This window comes from Melissospora conviva, from assembly GCF_049523535.1.
GTDB lineage: Bacteria > Actinomycetota > Actinomycetes > Mycobacteriales > Micromonosporaceae > Melissospora > Melissospora conviva.
Genome location: NZ_JBLLDT010000002.1, coordinates 841695 through 857762 on the forward strand (window position 1 = coordinate 841695; position 16068 = coordinate 857762).

Below are 16068 nucleotides of genomic sequence, written 5' to 3' on the forward strand. Positions count from 1 at the left end.
TTGTCAGGACTCCTTGTCCTCGGGGGGTGCGGGTGCGGCGGCGTGCACCGTCCACGGATCGGTGTCCAGATCGGACACGGTCGTGCGCACGCCCACCGTCTCACGCAGGTAGGCGGCGAGCGGGTCGAGCCACGGGCGCTCGGTCGCCCAGTGGGCGGCGTCCAGCAGCGCCGGTCCGGCCCCGGCGATGTGCTCGCCGGCCGGGTGGTGTCGCAGGTCGGCGGTGAGATAGGCGTCAGCGCCGGAGGCCGTCGCGTCGGCCAGGAAGCTGTCGCCGGAGCCGCCGCTGACCGCCAGGGTACGGATGACCCGCTGCGGCTCACCGGCGGCGCGTACGCCCCAGACGGTGGCGGGCAGCACCGCGGCGGCGTACTCGGTCAGTTCGGCCAGGGTCATCGGGCGGGGCAGTTCGCCGACGCGGCCCAGGCCGCGTCCGTCACCGGCGGCGGGGGTGCCGGCCGGGGCCGGGTGCAGCGGGCGGAGGTTGAGCAGGCCGAACCGGTCGGCGAGGGCATCGGAGACGCCGGGGTTGGCGGTGTCGGCGTTGGTGTGGGCGACGTAGAGGGCGATGTCGTTGCGGATCAGGTCGTGGATGATCCGCCCCTTGTACGTCACGGGCGCGACCGAGGAGACGCCCTTGAGCAGCAGCGGATGGTGCGCCACGATCATGTCGGCGCCGGCGGCGCGGGCCTCGGCGACGGTCTCGGGGACGCAGTCGACGACGCAGGCGACGGTCGTCACCGGCGCGCCGGGCTCACCGAGCACCAGCCCGACCCGGTCCCACGACTCGGCCCAGGCGGGCGGGAAGCGCCGTTCGAGGGCGGCCACCACGTCGGCGACGGTGGGTGGCGGGAATCCGGTGGTGTCCACGGCGGCTCAGCTTACCGGCGTGAGCTGCCGCACCACGCCGCCGCCCGGCTGCGCCACCGGATCGGGTCCGGGCCGCACCACACCGCCGCCCGGCTGCGCCACCGGATCGCGTCCGGCGCCCGTGCCGGAGCCGGCCGGCCCGTCCGCGGGCCGGGCGCGGCGGCGGGTTCTCAGACCACCGGGTACGCCCGGCACGTCCGGCTCCGCAGGGCGGCCACGCCGACGTCCCAGCGGAAGCGGTGCAGCACCGCCTCGCCGGTGCCCGGGGCGTGGGCAGGGCTGATGTCGTCGTCGAAGAGGACGGTGACCTGCCAGTCGCGCAGCCGCGCCAGGCTGGCCCGGAAGGCCGGGTGGGCGGCCATCGCCGTGTTGGTGAAGGGCATCGCCACGATCGGCAGCCCTTTCCCCTGGCTCTCCTGCACCAGCCCCAGGGCGAGGGTGTCGGCGATCCCGGCGGCCCACTTGTTGATGGTGTTGAAGGTGGCCGGGCCGACCAGCAGCGCGGTCGGCGCCGGCAGCACGTCCGGGTCGCCCGGTTCCTTGTAGCTGCTGCGCACCGGGTGGCCGGTCTGGCGCCGCAGCGCCGCCGGGTCGCAGAACTTGCGCCCGGCCGGGGTGGTGATCACGCAGACCTCCCAGCCGTCGCACTGCGCCAACCGCACTCCCTGCCCGACGTGCCGGCTGACGGGCGAGCCGCACGCCACCACGTAGAGCACCCCGCGCCGGGCCACGGTGTCGCGCCGGGTCACCGGCGGCTCATATGCCCACGCCCATGTGCGCGGCGAGTTCGGCGACCGGCGCCGGCGGCGTGCCCCGGGTACGCCTCAGCACGTCCGCCATCAGCTCGTGGGCGATGGGACGGCAACGGATCTCCGAGGGGGCGAGCCGGTCGCCCTGCAGCAGCATCTCCCCGGCGTTGGCGAGGTCGCCGATCTGGGCGTACCCACGGGCGGTGTCGAGCAGGTGGTGGGCCCGGCGCTCCGGCAGCAGCGCGTCGAAGCCGGGGCTGCCCATGATCTGCAGGTGGGTTTCGACCGCCCGGCCCCCCTCGCCCAGCTCGACGGCGGCGGCGGCCCGGTGCAGCTCCAGGTTTGTGGGGCCGAAGCAGGTCCAGTAGTGGTTCTGGTCGGCGCCGAGCAGGTTTGCCGCCTCCTCCGCGCCGCCGATCAGGTCGCGCACGGTGGCGGCGTCGCCGATGCGGGCGGCGGCCATCGCGCCCTGCAGCAGCAGCATCCCGTAGACGGAGAGGCGCTGCGGGGTCGCCTCGTTCACGCCACCGGGCGCGAGCCGGTTGGCGATGTTGACGTTGAGTTCCAGGGCGGGTCGGCCGCGGCCGAGCGCGAGCATCGCGTTGCCGACCCGGTAGGTGGCGATGCCGGCGAGCAGCGGATCGTTGGCGCGCTGGGAGACCCCGAGGGAGCGGTCGGCGGCGAGCCAGGCCAGGTCGCACTCACCGAGTTTGCGCAGCACCGAGGAGGCGATCTGGTAGACCTGCGCGAGCAGGTGCGCGGCGGTGGCCCCCTGCTCCCCCTGGTACGCCGCGTCGGCCGCCTGGGCCTCGCGCAGCAGCTTCGGCAGGGCGCGGGTGAGCACCCCGTATCGGGCGTACTGGTAGGTGAGCCAGGCGTGGTTGACCGCCTTGCGCATCTCCGGCAGCGGCGGCGGGCAGGGCGCGGCGTGGAAGTAGGCGGTGATCGAGTCGTAGCGCTCCAGGGCGGCCCGGATCTCGTCGACCTCGATCTGGTCGATGCAGTTGAGCGCGTCGGTGCGCCGCTCGGGGTCCTTGCCCACGAGCAGTTGGACGTCGACCTCGAGGATGTCGGCGATCTCGTAGAGCACGGAGAACTTGTCGAGCCGGCGGACGCCCCGCTCCACTTTGTCGACCCAGCTCTTGGACTTGCCCAACCGGTCGGCGAAGACCTGTTGCGACAGCTTGCGCCGGCCGCGCCAGTACGCCACCCGTCGTCCGATGGGCAGTTCGTCCACGTCGTTCCCCTCGTCCCCGCCGGCGCGGCTGCTCGGTCTGCGCCGGCGGCCCTCCGGCGGTTTGCTGGCCGATCGGCCGGTCAGGCGGGCCGATCGCACTTGCTGTACGTCTGTTCCAGGACCCCGGCTCGTACCTTCGTGCAAGTTGCACGAACCTTTCGTCCGGTCAAACGACCACGGGACACGCCGGTGACGCCTCGACAGCGGTGATCATCGATGAACCGGAGGGAGCTGGCGCCATGTGGGCAAATGTCGGGCCGAGGGTCGGCCAACTGGCACCACTGGACCGGGTCCGGCTGCGGCGCGTCGCCGTCCGGTACGCCACCCACGGCTGGGACGTCACCCCCGGCGCCTGCCTGGCCCGGAGCAGATTCGTCTGCGGCCGGCCCGGCTGCCCGACCGTTGGCTGCCATCCGGCGCTGGAGAACTGGCAGGGGGCGCGAGCTGCGATCCGGCCCGGGTGGCGACCTGGTGGCGTAGCCGCCCGCACTCGGTGCTGCTGCCGACCGGGCGCACCTTCGACGTCATCGAGGCGCCCGCCTACCTCGGACAACGGGCGACGGATCGGATGAAACCCTTCGCCGGCGGCACCGGCGACGACGACGGGCAGCTGCCGGGGCCGGTCGCCGTCACCCCCGCCGGCCGGTGGATGTTCCTGGTCCGCCCCGGCCATCCGCTCCGCCCCGAGTTGGAGCACTGTTTCCACGTGGTCCGCCACGGCCTCGGCTCGTGGATTCCCGCTCCCCCGACGAAGCTGCCGGAGGGCACCGTCCGCTGGGCGGTCGCCCCGGAGCACGCGCACTGGCGCCTGCCGAACTCCTACGCCGTGCAGAACCTGCTGGTCGACGCCTTGAACTCCCCGAGACCGGCCGTGGCTCTGTCGACGCCCGGGCGGCTGCCCCTGCCCCGACAGGGCCGCTGACCCCCGCCGGGCCACCGCTGATCCCCGCCGGGCCACCGCTGATCCCCGCCGGGCCACCGCTGATCCCCGCCGGGTCACCGCTGACCGCCGCCGGGCCACGCGGAGCTGAGCCGGACAACGGCGACGATCGGCCGCGAAGACGCCCGCTCGGGCCCTCGACGCCCCGGCGTGGGCCATGACAGATCAAATCCGTTTCCGCCGTACGGACGCGGACGACCGGCACGACACGACATTGACGACAGCAATTGGTACGCCGACGCTAGTCATCAACCGGTGATCACGACAAGGGACACCGGCGGGCGACACACATTACCCACCCCTGCCGTACCGAAATTTAAGGTTTCGCTAAGCCATTCCGGTTTACCGGGCAGCCGATCACCGGGGTGGCCCGGATGGGAACGGGGGCGAAACCAGCAGCCGAACCAGGAGCGTGAGCCGCCCCGCAAGCGGGTATGCCGCCGGACCGCTGAACGCTTGAGGGGAAGGCATCGCCATGCTCAGCAAGGAAGATCAGCGCAGATTTGACCAGATCATCCGACATCTGCGAGAAAGCGACCCGAACTTCGTGGCCCGCCTCAGCAGACGGGCACAGGCCCGGCGGGGTCGAATTCTGATTCTGCTGGCCATCGCGCTCTGGGCTTCGCTGCCCGCCGCGGCCGTCATCGGCGGTCCACCGGCGGCAGCCGTCTGCGGCGTGCTGATCGCCGCCAACGCCATGTTCATGTGGCGATTCCGCCGCCGCTGGTCATGAACCGGCCGCGCCGAAGCGCTCGTACGCCGGGCGCAGCCGCCGCAGCAGGCCCGGGCCGCCGAGGTCACGGCCCGGTGGGGCGAGCTGGCGCAACAGCAGATCCGCCTCGGTCGCCAGGGTCGGCGGGCGGCGGTCCGGCAACGGCACGGGAGCGTGCCAGAACCGGTCCGCTTCGGCGAGCGGGCCGGCGGGCAGCCCCGCCGGCGCGACGGCCCGGCCCGCCGGTCCTGGCGACCCCGGCGCGGGCGCGCCGAGCGGTTCCGGTACAGCCGCGGGATTCGCCGTGGCACATTCGGCCCCGGCTGCACCAGGATCCGGCGCCGCACCGCCGGACGCGGGCGTAGCCGCGCCGGCCGTGGCGCGATCGGCCGGGTCCGGGGTGCGCAGCGCCCGCAGTCTCTCGAGCAGCTCCGCCCGCCGGCGTCCGCGCCAGTGCAGCAGCTCGAACGGGTCCGCGTCGAACGCCTCGGCGAGCAGGTAGAAGACCGCCGCCAGGTGCTTGCAGGGCACCGCGGCGTCGGGGCAGTCGCAGCGCTGCGTCAGCTCACCGAGCGCCGCGGGGAAGAGCGGCGCCCCCACGTCGACGCAGAGCTGCTCCAGCTCCGGGGGCAGGTCACCGGCGAGCAGCCGGGCACTGAAGAACGCCTGCGCCGCCAGTTGCGTCTCGATCCGCTCCCAGGTCTGCGCCGGGAACGGCGCCAGTCCGATCCGGACCTGGTACGGCCGGGCGCGGGAACCCTGCACGGTCGCGGTGACCACCCCGGGGGCGATCGTCAGGTCGAGGACCTGGCCGGCGCGCGCGTACGACCGGCCGCGGGTGAGCCGGGTGCCGAGCGCGAAGGACTCCAGCACGGCCAGGAAGCGCCGTGCCCACCAGGACTCCCCGATCGGCCCGCGCGCGCTGCGCGCCCGGATCCCACCGGCGACGCGGCGCGGGCGGCCGTACTCGTGGAACGGGGCGCTCATGTCGACACCGCCTCGGCGTCCAGGGTGAACAACTCCCGCAGCCGGTCGGTGGATAGCTCGGTCAGCCACTGCTCTCCCGCGCCGACGACCTGCGCCGCCAGCTCCCGCTTGCCGCTGATCAGCTCCGCCACCTTCTCCTCCACGGTGCCGGCGCAGACGAACTTGCGTACCTGCACCTGCCGGCGTTGGCCGATGCGGAAGGCCCGGTCGGTGGCCTGGTCCTCCACGGCCGGGTTCCACCAGCGGTCGACGTGCACCACGTGGTTGGCGGCGGTCAGGTTCAGTCCGGTGCCGGCGGCCTTGAGGGAGAGCACGAAGAGCTGCGGGCCGGCCGCGTATGCACCGTCGGCGCCGGCCTGGAAGCGGGCGACCATCTCGTCGCGCTCCCGGCGGCCCACACCGCCGTGCAGGTAGAGCACCTCACGGCCGAAGTGGGCCGAGAGGTGGGCGCGCAGCAGCTGACCGAACTCGGCGTACTGGGTGAAGAGCAGCGCCCGCTCCCCCGCCGCCAGCACCTCCTCCAGGATCTCCTCGAGCCGGGCGAGTTTGCCGGAGCGCCCCGGCAGCGCCGAGCCGTCGCGCAGCAGCTGCGCGGGGTGGTTGCAGACCTGCTTGAGCTTGGTCATCGTGGCCAGCACCAGGCCGCGGCGTTCGATGCCGGAGCTGGACTCGATCTTGGCGAGCATGTCGTCGACGATCGCGCGGTAGAGCGCGGCCTGCTCGGCGGTGAGGTTGCAGAGCACCTCCATCTCCAGCTTCGCCGGCAGGTCGGTGATGATCGACGAGTCGGTCTTGAGCCGGCGCAGCACGAACGGGCCGGTGATGCGGCGCAGCCGCTGCGCGGCGTCGGCGTCGCCGTGCCGTTCGACCGGTTCGGCGTAGCGCTTGCGGAACGTCGCGGCGGAGCCGAGCAGGCCGGGGTTGGCGAACTGCATGATCGACCAGAGGTCGGCGAGGCGGTTCTCCACCGGGGTGCCGGTGACCGCGATCCGGTGCCGGGCCGGCAGTGTCCGCACCGCTTCGGCCTGCCGGGTCGCCGCGTTCTTGATCGCCTGCGCCTCGTCGACCACCACCCGGTGCCAGTCGACCCCCCGCAGCAGCTCCGCGTCCCGGGCCGCCGTCGAGTAGGTGGTCAGCACCAGGTCGGCCGTGGCGACGGCGTCGGTGAACCGGCGCCGCCGGGTCCGCTCGCCACCGTGGTGCACGTGTACGCGTCTCGTCGGCGCGAAGCGGGCCGCTTCCCGCTCCCAGTTGCCGACCAGAGACATCGGACAGACCAGCAGGGTCGGGCCGGTCCCCGGCGGGTCACCGGCGAGCAGCGCCAGCAGCTGCACGGTCTTGCCCAGCCCCATGTCGTCGGCGAGCACCCCGCCGAGCCCGAGCGACTCCAGGAACGCCAGCCACGCCAGGCCCCGCTGCTGGTACGGCCGCAGCGTCCCGGCGAACTCCGGCGGCGCCGGCCGGGGTGTCAGGTGCTGCTCGGCCCGGCCGGCGAGCAGATCCCCGAGCGCGCCGTCGGCGCTGACCTCCAGCACCGGCAGGGTCTGCGGGTCGTCGGGTTCGGCCAGCGCCAGGCGGAGCAGGTCGGTGACGGTCATCTGCCCCGGTCGGCGCAGCAGCCGCAGCCCGGCGGCGAGGCGGGTGGCGTCCAGCTCGACCCACTGCCCGCGCAGCCGGACCAGCGGGCTCTTCAGCTCGGCCAGGTGGGCCAGCTCCTCGGCGCTGAGCGCTTCGTCGCCGAGCGCCAGCTCCCAGCGGTAGTCCAGCAGCGCCGACTGCCCGACGCTGCTCGCGGCGGCGACCACCCCCGGCGCGCTGCGGCTGGTGGCGCGGACCCGGGCGCCGAGGCGGGCGCCGGGCCGCCGCCACCAGCCGGGCAGCAGCACCCCGAACCCGGCGGCGTGCAGGGTGGGCGCACCATCGCGCAGGAAGTGGTGCGCCCCTTCGGTGTCCAGTTCGAGGTGGCGGGGGGTCGCGGTGCGCAGCGCCGCGTCCAGCTCCGGCCAGAGCCGGCTCGCCCGGCCCAGTTCGGCCAGGAGGGTCTCCTGCGCGTCGCCGACCCGGCCCCCCAGGGCGCTCGGCACGCCCGCGGTCGCCCAGATCTCGGCGGCGTCAACGACGACGCCCGGCTCGTCGGCCGGCTGCAACGCGAACTCGACCCGCCAGCCGGTCCCGGTCCCGGTCCCGGTCTCGCTCTCGGTCCCGGTCTCGGTCTCGCTCTCGGTCCCGGTATTGGGCTGGTCGGCCCCGCTCCGGTCCGTCGCGATCCGGTCGGCCTGCGCGGCCATCTGGTCCGCCGGTTCCGGGGGTTCAATGAGGCGGAAGCAGCCGCGTACGGCGGCTCCGGCGGCGTCGCGCTGCCACTGCGCCAGCCCCGCGGCGAGCGCCGTGACCTCCGCCGCGTCGGCGGTGAAGGTGCGCTCTTCACCGGTGAGCGCCCGCAGCCACCCGGTGGTCGCCGTGCCGGGGAGGGGTTCGGCGGCGAGATCGACCCCGGCCAGGGCCGCCCGGGCGGCGGCGTCGACGAGGGTGTCGAGCAGGGCGGCGGCGAGCGAGCCGGCCTCCCGCTCGGGCGCGGCGGCGCGGACCGCCGGGGGCAGCGCCAGCGCGAGGGCGCGTGCCCACCGCGCGTCGGCGCCGGTGAGCAGCGGACGCCAGAGCGCCCGGCCGCCGTACGGCTCGGGACGCACGACCGGCAGCAGCCGGCCCCGCCCGACCAGGTCGGCGGCGAACTCGGCGACGGCGGCCAGGTGCCGCAGCCCGGCGCCGGCGGTCACACCCAGATCGCCGAGGGCGCGGAGCAGGACGTACGCGGCATCGGGGTCGAACCGCAGCGCCGGCACCTGCCAGCCGGCGAGGGTGACCGGGGCGCGCGAGGCGGCGGCGACGGTGTCGCGGACCAGTTCCGGCGAGTCGAGCGGTACGCCCGCCCGGGTGGGGAGCAGCAGGTCCAGGGTGACTGCGGTCGCCTCGGCCGCCCCGGGCCCGAGCGCCGACGCGAGCGCGTCCCGGCTCGCCGCGCCGGGGTGTGGCCGGATACGGCGGCGTGACGCGGTGACGGGCCGGGTGGAGTCCTCGGCCCAGAGGGCCGGCGCGTCGTCGGCCGGCCACACCGCGTGGATGACCAGCACTGTCGCCCCCTCGATCGCGTACCCGCCGGCCAAGGATAGTGCGGGCACACGCCGCCTGGCCGCACCGGCGTATCCGCTGCGGCCCGGGGGCGGAAGCGGGCACGATGGGGCCATGGCGAACGTGGAGATCCTGCTGGTCGGCGGCCCGGATGACGGCAACTCGGTGGTGGTGGAGCTGGATCCCTCCGGCCGCCCGCCGCTCACCGTGCATCAGCAGGGCGACGGACTGGCCGACGCCACGGTCTACGAGATCGAGACGACCGTCGAGCCGGAGGGCTGGATCTACCGCTGGCGCGGCCCGGTCCCCTGACCGGCGCCGCACCGCCAGTGCACCCGCCGCTGGTGACCCGCCGCCGGTGCACGCGGCGCCGGTGCACGCGACGCCGGGTGACGCGCACCCGGGCGGTGTCGGCGCTCAGCGGGCCCGGTTGCCCGCGCCGGCCGGGATCCGGCCGTCGAGCGCCTGCAGCAGCGGTCTCAGCGCGTCCGAGGTCCCCTGGGCCTCCGCGCGGAGATGGGCGACCCGGTGGCTCATCGGGGCGAACCGCTGCTCGCGCTCGTCCCAGATCCGGTCGACCTCGGCCAGCAGCGGCCCCTCCACCTCTCGGTTGACGCCCTTGAGCGCGGGCGCGCCGAGCCGCTTGGCCAGGTCGAAGACCTTGCCCGCGTAGGGCAGGGGCAGGAACGGGATGTTCGCCAGCGCCGCGAAGATCAGGAAGTGCAGGCGCATCCCGACGGCCATGTCCAGGTGCGGCATCAGCCCGAGGATCTGACCGGGCCGGTAGTCGCCGTGCAGGATCCGGCCCCGGTCGGCGGCGGTCATGTGCGCCAGCACCCCGTGCGAGTGCCGGATGTCGTCGCGCTCCATCGGCACGAAGACCAGGTACGCGTCGATGCGCTGCACCAGGAAGTCCCCCACCTGCGCCAGCAGCCGGTGGTAGCCGTCCTCGTCGAGGTGCTCGGCGGCCCGGCCCGGCTCCCGCACGCTGATCCCGATCAGCCGCTTGTCCCGCGGCACCCCCTCGGCGTAGAGCAGATCCAGCTCGAAGGGCTCGGGTTTGAGCAGGAACGCCGGGTCCGCGGTGACGGTGATCGGCACGGTGAGACCGGCCTCCTCCAGCGCCTGCCGCGACTCGTTGTCCCGGACTGTGACGTGCGCCGACGCGCCGAGCGCCTCGCGCACCATCGAACAGTCGACCGCGTCGGTGAGCGGGCCGACCCCGACCGCGTACGTCACCACGGGCAGCCCTCGTTCCTGGGCGGCCAGCACCAGGCGCAGATACCGGCGGGCCTCGTTGTCGTAGAGGATTCCGCCGCCGCCGAGCACCAGCAGGTCGAGCCCGTCGAGCACCTGCCCGGAGTCGGACCGGCTGACCCCCTCCCACGCGACGACGTCCACGTCGGCGTGCGTTCGCCGGGTGTGGGCCGGTTCGCGTGAGAAGACCGTCAGCCGGGCGTCCGGGCGGTGTTGCCGGATTCCGTCGAGCAACGCGACGAGAATCGCCTCGTCCCCGAGGTTTCGTCCCCCGTAGGAGCCCAGTACCCCGACCCTCGGCCCGTCGCGATCCACCATGTAGCCGCTCCTCCCCAGGTGCGTGCGGCCTGCTGGCTACCCGCTGCCCCGCCTGCTCATGCCGACCCATTGGAACCGGACAACCGGGTACGGCACGGTTGGAGTCGGCGAGGCGGGGCGCGGTTCGTAGGATGACCAGTGCATCTGCGGCGGCTGAAGGGCGTTTTGCGTGGGCATCCATGTGGCGGTTGAGGGGCTTGACGGTTCGGGCAAGACGACGCTGGTCACCGAACTGGCCGCGGCGCTGAGCGGGTCCGTCGCCGTCGAGGTAACCGGCCTGCCCGACCCGGAGTCCTTCGCCGGCGACGTCCTCGAGGACATCCTGCGCCACCGCCGCGCCGCGCCCGCCCCGGAGGTGCTCGCGCTGACCTTCGCCGCGAACCGTCTGGACCACTACCTGACCCGGGTACGCCCGGTGCTCGACAACCCCGAGCCGGCGGTGATCGTCTCGCACCGGCACCTGCTTTCCGGGCTGGCGTACCAGGGCATGCAGGGGCTGGAGCTGGAGTGGCTGACGGCGCTGAACTCCCGCGTCCCCGCCGCCGACCTGACGATCTTCCTGGACACCCGCCCGGAGGTCTGTGCCGAGCGGATCGGGCAGCGCGCCGGCGCCCCGGAACTCTTCGAGACGAAGCTGCAGAAGACCTCCGCCGCCTACCAGCGCGCCATCGGTTACGCCACGGGCCTGGGCTGGCGCATCGAACTCCTCGACGGCGACCGGACCGTCCCCGAACTGGTGGCCCAGGCCACCGATCTGGTGCTGACCACCCTGAAGTCCCGTCCCTGAATCCCTCCGTGCCCCATGGCGGGGCTGCGGAGCGGGTGCAGCTGGCGCGCCGCCGACAGGCGCGGGCGGCCCACGGCCACGCCGCGGTGGACCGTCCCCTCCGGACCGTCCACCGCGCCGTGTGTCAGCCGGGCGTTCCGAATGACCGCCAAGCCGGAGTTGTGCCGACAGTCAGTCCGAAAGCAGGGTGGGATCCGGAAGGTAGTTGTTGTACTTCTGCTTGATCAGGGAGTTGTAGGCGTAACCCCACAACCGGGTGCCGCGGAAGGTCCAGACCTTGCTGGCCTGCACATCAACAACGGCGGGTTGGGCCATAGCCGCGAAGCCGGCGAGATTCAGCCGGTACGCCTTCTGTGTCAGGGCCGTGGCGGCGGCATCCGCTGACTTCGTCACCAGAATCGGCAGCACAATCAGCCCGGTCTGCATGCCGCGCCACGTCCCCTTGCGGGCCAACGCCAGATTGACCACGTCGTCAACGAAGCCCCTCAGGCACTTCTCGTCCACCCGGTCAGCCTGCGCGGCGACGGCGAAGATGTGCATCTTAGCCAGAGCCCGCATCTGTGCCCGGTAGCCGACCACACCAGGCATGGAACCGATTCTTTCATCAGTCACCGCACACTGGTCGGCGCACATCCGCTGCCGAATGATGTCCAGATAACCAATACTTGAAATCATTTCACCGATACCTCATCCCGCTTACTCTCAGCCACCGATCGATGAACGCCGAATACCTCGGCCATCCCATGACCGCCGTGAGCAGGTAGATAACGACTAAAAACAGCAGGCCGAATATCACCACCTTGATGACCATTTCGACGATCACATAGCCCGCCACCCAGAGGCCGGCCATCGGCCTCCCGTAGTGGCAGTCGGTCTCTCCCTGCCCGCGGCAGGCTGCACGCAGCTCGACGACCTGCCCGACATCACCCGGGTCGACGATGGACCGGCCCAGCACCACCTGCCGTTCGGGTTCCTCGTCGTGCCGCACCACGGCCTGGCACTCCCACCAATAGCCCAGTCCGTAGCCACTGAGCGGGCCGACACGACGGCACTCTTGCACATTCGCCCGAACTGGCTGCTCGGTCACCCCTGGACGGACCGCACCGGTGCCTGGGTACAGGCTGAGGACCGACTGGGATACCAGCACCAGCACACATGCCCCCAAAAGGGTCATTGTCATGAAGAACAACTGACGGAGCCGGTAAACGACTGGCCCGTACCGTTGCCAAGCCAGCGTTTCGCGTGCCCTGCCTTCACGCTCGGCACGGGCTAGCTCCGGATTGTCGAAGATTAGAATCCACCTCCCAACATCCCACCGGCAATCTGCGGGACGGCAGTGTACGCAGTATCGGCCCACACCGCTCGTACGGGGTGATCTGCTCGCGCTGGATCTGCGCGATCTGGTCCGAACTCATGGTGGCCACGTGCTGATCCGATCCCTAAAACGGTGACGGATCAACGGCGTCGCCGGCGGGTCAGCATGGGGGAAACCATCACCGCAACCGCTGCCGCGACAGCGAAGAGCGCCGCCGCTCCCGTCACCGGTCGAAGTAATCTCACACCGAACGCGAGAGCGAAGTTTCCAGGGCGTGTGTACGTGCACTTCGACGGCAGATTTTTCTGACAGGACTCGACCATCGGAACGTCGCGATCGCCCGGACGAAGCGCAGACGCACGGGTTTCGATGTGGACCACCCGCCCGTCCCCCATCGTCACCCGAGCGGAGCAGGACCACCAGTAGCCGAAACCGTTCAACGACAGCGGACCGGTCTTCCGACATTCATCCGGCGTGGCAGAACCGTTCTCCCGGTTTTCGCCGAACCCCAGGCCGGTGCCGTTGTAGGTGCTCTCCGCCGTCCTGGTCCCCAGTGCGAGTACGGCGGCGGTGACCGCGATCAAGATGCCGACCGCGAGTTCCCGGAGAGTGCCGACCACAGGTCCGGCATCTCGATGTGATTTCACCGGCACCCCTTGTCCAGGCCGCGTCGCCTGGCCGGGGCGAACGTCCCGACACGCCCGTTCAACGGAGCCAGCGCCTCGAAACATCATGGGGCCGGCTGTCAACGGGCACCCCCCTGCGTCCTTGGAGGACACAGTCGGCGCCTGCGTACTGGTCAGTTCCCCTTGGCGAGGGTCGTCCACGGGCTCGCAGGGTGGTCGGCCGGGGGCAGCCAGAGCTGCGGGTGCAGGGAGTGCAGGGAGTCGCTCGCCTCGGCGTCCCAGACGAAGTGCTCGTTCGGGTCCGGCCAGCAGACCTGCAGCATCGGCAGGGGCGGCGTGCGGTAGAAGGCGGTGGCCTGGCCGAAGAGCGCCGGGAACCACTCACCGCGTACCTCGCGCAGTTCCACGGCGTGCCCCTTGAGCACGTCCTCCAGCCGCCGGCCGGGCGCGAGCTCCGCGCCGTCGCGGACCTTCGCGGCGAGCAGGTTGGCGATCGACATGCAGGTCCGCGTCGGCAGGCCGAGCACCGCGATCTCCGGGCTGCGGTAGCTGTGCCAGAGCCCCACCGTGTACGCCCAACCCGGGAAGTCGTCCTCCTCGATGACACCGGTCACCTGCCACCCGTGCTGCTGGACGTGGTCGCGCAGCGACACGGCGCGCGGGTCGGAATCACCGCCGGCGGGCTCGCAGAGACGGCAGTGGCAGGGACGGGTCAGGTCGGCGGGCACCCACGCAGTCTAGAGAGACGCGCGGGCGCGTTTGCCGCGTACGGCGGCCAAGCACCCTTAGCATCGACGGCGACCTTTGACAGGCGAATGTTCATCGCGCGGGAGGGACACGGAGATGAGCCGGGAAGCAGAGGAACATCGCAAGGCTGCGGAGGCTTTCACCGACCGGGTGCTCGGTGTCGCCCCGGATGCGTGGGACAACCCGGCGCCCTGCGACGGGTGGGTGGCCCGCGACGTGGTGCGGCACCTGGTGGAGTGGCTGCCGGGCTTCCTCGCCGCCGGCTCGGACGTGAAGCTGCCGGAGGGCCCCTCGGTCGACGAGGATCCGGCCGGGGCGTGGATGGTGCAGCGCGACGCCGTGCAGGCGCTGCTGGACGACCCCGCGACGGCCGAGCGCACCCTGAACAACCCGCACCTCGGCGAGATCCCGCTGGACCGGGCGATCGACCAGTTCTACACCGCCGACGTCTTCATGCACACCTGGGACCTGGCGCGGGCGACCGGCCAGGACGAGCGCCTAGACCCGGACAAGTGCGCGCAACTGCTGGCCGGAATGGAGCCGATGGAGGCCGCGATGCGGGGCAACGGCCAGTTCGGCGCGCGCGTCGAGGTCCCCGCAGACGCCGACGTCCAGACCCGCCTGCTCGGTTTCATCGGCCGCCGCCCCTGACCCTGCCGCGGAGCCGGCTTCCGGCCCACACCGGGCCGAAAGCCGGGCGGGGGTCAGAGGCCGTAGCGGGCGAGGACGTCGTCCTTGCGGGGCACGAGGAACTTGCGGGTCATCCGGCCGGTGGTCAGCCAGGCGATCGCGTCGCCGTTCCTGGTGCTGGCGAGCATCCGCTCGACCAGGTACGGCGCCACCTCGTCGACGTGGTCGCAGAGGATGTTGAGCATCTTTCGCTGCTTGGCCACCTGCTCCGGGGCGGCGGCGGCCTCCCGCAGCCAACCGTCGGTGATGAGGATGCCGGGGCTGATCTGCCCGACCCGTACGGAAGTCCCCTCGACCTCCTTGACCAGGGCGCGGGTGAACGAGTCGAGGCCGCGCTTGGTGGCCGAGTAGACGCCCATGCCGGGCCGGATCCGGCCGTCGCTGCCGCCGCCGAGCACGTTGAAGAGCTGCCCGCCACCGGCTGCGGTCATGCCGCGGACGGCGACCTGCGAGCCGTACACGGTGCCGAGCATGTTGGTGGTGACCATGGTGCGGACGTCTTCGAGGCTGGTCTCCACGATCGGGCGGGTGGTGTTGGCGACGCCCGCGTTGTTGACCCAGAGATCGACACCGCCCATCGCATCGACGGCGGCGCTCCAGAGCTTCTCGACCTGCGCGGCGTCCGTGACGTCCACAGTGAATCCGTGCACGGCCGCCCCGCCGGTCGCGGCCGGGCGCAGTCGCTCGACGGCGTCGTCGACGGCGTCCTGGGTGCGTCCGGTGACGGCGACACTGTGGCCGCGGGTGAGCAGTTCGCGGGCGAGCGCGAAGCCGATGCCCTTGGTGCTGCCGGTGATGACTGCCTTCCGCATGGCTGCTCCTGGAGAGGGTCGGAGAGGGGGCGGGTCCGTCGCACGCACCGGCCCAGGACCGCCGGCTCCGGGGCAGCAGCCGGCGTACGCATATCGACAGGCAGCCTACGCCCCGGATCCATACGTGGAAAGATGTTTCGCAGCGGGAAACCGGCGCGGCTTGCCTGCCTTGCGGACCACCGCAGCTGCGCGCCCGTCATCTGGCGCGCCGCCGGACCTGGTCGGCCCCTGGTCTCATAACCTGCCCCGGTGAAATTGATGATCTATGAGGGCCCGGCCGACGCGGGCGCACCCCGCACCCGCACCGGCGGAGTTCCGCTCGCCCCGCCCGGCTTCGAGTGGCCACAGTGCGCGGAGTTCGACGGGCCGATGCAGTTCCAGGCCCAGATCCGGCTCGACGACATCGACCCGGCCGAGCACGGGCTCTTCTCGATCTTCATGTGCGAGAACGAACCCGGCCTCTGCCTGGAGTGGGAACCCGACTCGGGTGGCAACCGGGCCTTCGTATTCCGGTCCGACCTCGTCCCGGCCGCCGTGCCCTCGGATGGTGTCGTCCTGCTGCCGGAGGTATCCGCGATCGCCTACGCCGCGACGCCCGAGGTGCACTACGAACGGGCGCGCCAGCGATGGCACAGCGAAACGGGCGGCCCACTGCGCCACGTACTCGGGCAGGTTGGCGGAGCGCCGCAGTGGCTGCAGGATGACGAGACGCCGACCTGCGGCGGCTGCGACGCGCCGATGACCTTCGTCGTGCAGCTGGAAGAGGGCCACGATCGCCGTACGTCCCTGAACTTCGCCGGCGGATGCGGCTACGGGTTCCGGTGCCGCCCCTGCGACACCGCATCGTTCCTGTGGCAGCCGTGAACGCCGGCGGATATCGCCTGCAGCCGAT

The 16068-nt window shown here is 72.3% G+C and carries 17 protein-coding genes; 6 read left to right on the top strand and 11 right to left on the bottom strand.

Going from position 1 to position 16068, the window contains the following annotated elements:
• Positions 1–3 precede the first annotated feature (3 nt).
• The 3 genes from ACK8GG_RS08845 to ACK8GG_RS08855 all read right to left on the bottom strand — a co-directional run bounded on the left by ACK8GG_RS08845 (position 4) and on the right by ACK8GG_RS08855 (position 2856).
• On the bottom strand, positions 4–870 hold the full coding sequence (locus ACK8GG_RS08845) for a Nif3-like dinuclear metal center hexameric protein (RefSeq protein WP_440350528.1): 867 nt from the start codon (positions 868–870) through the stop codon (positions 4–6).
• A 170-nt stretch (positions 871–1040) separates the two neighbouring features.
• Positions 1041–1619: a flavoprotein gene (locus ACK8GG_RS08850; RefSeq protein WP_440356020.1), complete on the bottom strand. Its 579-nt coding sequence runs from the start codon at positions 1617–1619 to the stop codon at positions 1041–1043.
• A gap of 7 nt (positions 1620–1626) precedes the next feature.
• Entirely contained in the window at positions 1627–2856 is a 1230-nt protein-coding gene (locus ACK8GG_RS08855; protein ID WP_440350530.1) for a helix-turn-helix domain-containing protein, read from the bottom strand.
• 460 nt (positions 2857–3316) lie between these two features.
• On the opposite strand from ACK8GG_RS08855, the gene ACK8GG_RS08860 reads away from it, so the two are divergent.
• Together ACK8GG_RS08860 and ACK8GG_RS08865 are read left to right on the top strand one after the other, a co-directional pair.
• A complete protein-coding gene (locus tag ACK8GG_RS08860) occupies positions 3317–3778 on the top strand; it encodes a bifunctional DNA primase/polymerase (protein WP_440356021.1) in 462 nt (153 codons plus the stop codon).
• 493 nt (positions 3779–4271) lie between these two features.
• Positions 4272–4529 (top strand): DUF3040 domain-containing protein, encoded by a 258-nt coding sequence (locus tag ACK8GG_RS08865; protein ID WP_440350532.1) that lies wholly within the window; start codon positions 4272–4274, stop codon positions 4527–4529.
• Here ACK8GG_RS08865 and ACK8GG_RS08870 read toward each other — a convergent pair.
• Together ACK8GG_RS08870 and ACK8GG_RS08875 are read right to left on the bottom strand one after the other, a co-directional pair.
• Positions 4524–5495, bottom strand: a complete 972-nt coding sequence (locus ACK8GG_RS08870) for an SWIM zinc finger family protein (RefSeq protein ID WP_440356022.1) — start codon at positions 5493–5495, stop codon at positions 4524–4526. The two genes, ACK8GG_RS08865 and ACK8GG_RS08870, sit on opposite strands and share 6 nt — an antisense overlap.
• On the bottom strand, positions 5492–8626 hold the full coding sequence (locus ACK8GG_RS08875; RefSeq protein ID WP_440356089.1) for an SNF2-related protein: 3135 nt from the start codon (positions 8624–8626) through the stop codon (positions 5492–5494). Before ACK8GG_RS08875 ends, ACK8GG_RS08870 begins: the two co-directional genes overlap by 4 nt.
• Positions 8627–8738: 112 nt before the next feature.
• Between ACK8GG_RS08875 and ACK8GG_RS08880 the strand changes: the two genes are divergently transcribed.
• On the top strand, positions 8739–8936 hold the full coding sequence (locus tag ACK8GG_RS08880; protein ID WP_440350534.1) for a DUF8847 domain-containing protein: 198 nt from the start codon (positions 8739–8741) through the stop codon (positions 8934–8936).
• A 105-nt stretch (positions 8937–9041) separates the two neighbouring features.
• On the opposite strand, the gene ACK8GG_RS08885 is transcribed toward ACK8GG_RS08880, so the two are convergent.
• A complete protein-coding gene (locus tag ACK8GG_RS08885) occupies positions 9042–10199 on the bottom strand; it encodes a polysaccharide pyruvyl transferase family protein (RefSeq protein WP_440350535.1) in 1158 nt (385 codons plus the stop codon).
• Between the two features lie 169 nt (positions 10200–10368).
• On the opposite strand from ACK8GG_RS08885, the gene tmk reads away from it, so the two are divergent.
• Entirely contained in the window at positions 10369–10986 is a 618-nt protein-coding gene (gene tmk / locus ACK8GG_RS08890; RefSeq protein ID WP_440350536.1) for a dTMP kinase, read from the top strand.
• A 171-nt stretch (positions 10987–11157) separates the two neighbouring features.
• Here tmk and ACK8GG_RS08895 read toward each other — a convergent pair whose 3' ends face one another.
• From ACK8GG_RS08895 to ACK8GG_RS08910, 4 genes are all read right to left on the bottom strand, one after another.
• Entirely contained in the window at positions 11158–11634 is a 477-nt protein-coding gene (locus ACK8GG_RS08895; RefSeq protein WP_440350753.1) for a hypothetical protein, read from the bottom strand.
• Positions 11635–11662: 28 nt separating this feature from the next.
• Positions 11663–12343 carry a DUF6346 domain-containing protein gene (locus ACK8GG_RS08900; RefSeq protein WP_440350537.1) on the bottom strand — a complete coding sequence of 227 codons (681 nt, stop codon included), beginning with the start codon at positions 12341–12343 and terminating at the stop codon, positions 11663–11665.
• Positions 12344–12441: 98 nt separating this feature from the next.
• Positions 12442–12921, bottom strand: a complete 480-nt coding sequence (locus tag ACK8GG_RS08905; RefSeq protein WP_440356023.1) for a DUF6346 domain-containing protein — start codon at positions 12919–12921, stop codon at positions 12442–12444.
• 179 nt (positions 12922–13100) lie between these two features.
• Complete coding sequence (locus ACK8GG_RS08910) at positions 13101–13655, bottom strand: DUF4262 domain-containing protein (protein WP_440350539.1); 555 nt, start codon at positions 13653–13655, stop codon at positions 13101–13103.
• 115 nt (positions 13656–13770) lie between these two features.
• On the opposite strand from ACK8GG_RS08910, the gene ACK8GG_RS08915 reads away from it, so the two are divergent.
• Complete coding sequence (locus tag ACK8GG_RS08915) at positions 13771–14325, top strand: TIGR03086 family metal-binding protein (RefSeq protein ID WP_440350540.1); 555 nt, start codon at positions 13771–13773, stop codon at positions 14323–14325.
• 53 nt (positions 14326–14378) lie between these two features.
• On the opposite strand, the gene ACK8GG_RS08920 is transcribed toward ACK8GG_RS08915, so the two are convergent.
• Positions 14379–15176, bottom strand: a complete 798-nt coding sequence (locus tag ACK8GG_RS08920; protein WP_440356024.1) for an SDR family oxidoreductase — start codon at positions 15174–15176, stop codon at positions 14379–14381.
• Between the two features lie 258 nt (positions 15177–15434).
• Between ACK8GG_RS08920 and ACK8GG_RS08925 the strand changes: the two genes are divergently transcribed.
• Entirely contained in the window at positions 15435–16040 is a 606-nt protein-coding gene (locus ACK8GG_RS08925) for a DUF1963 domain-containing protein (protein ID WP_440356090.1), read from the top strand.
• Positions 16041–16068: the final 28 nt, after the last annotated feature.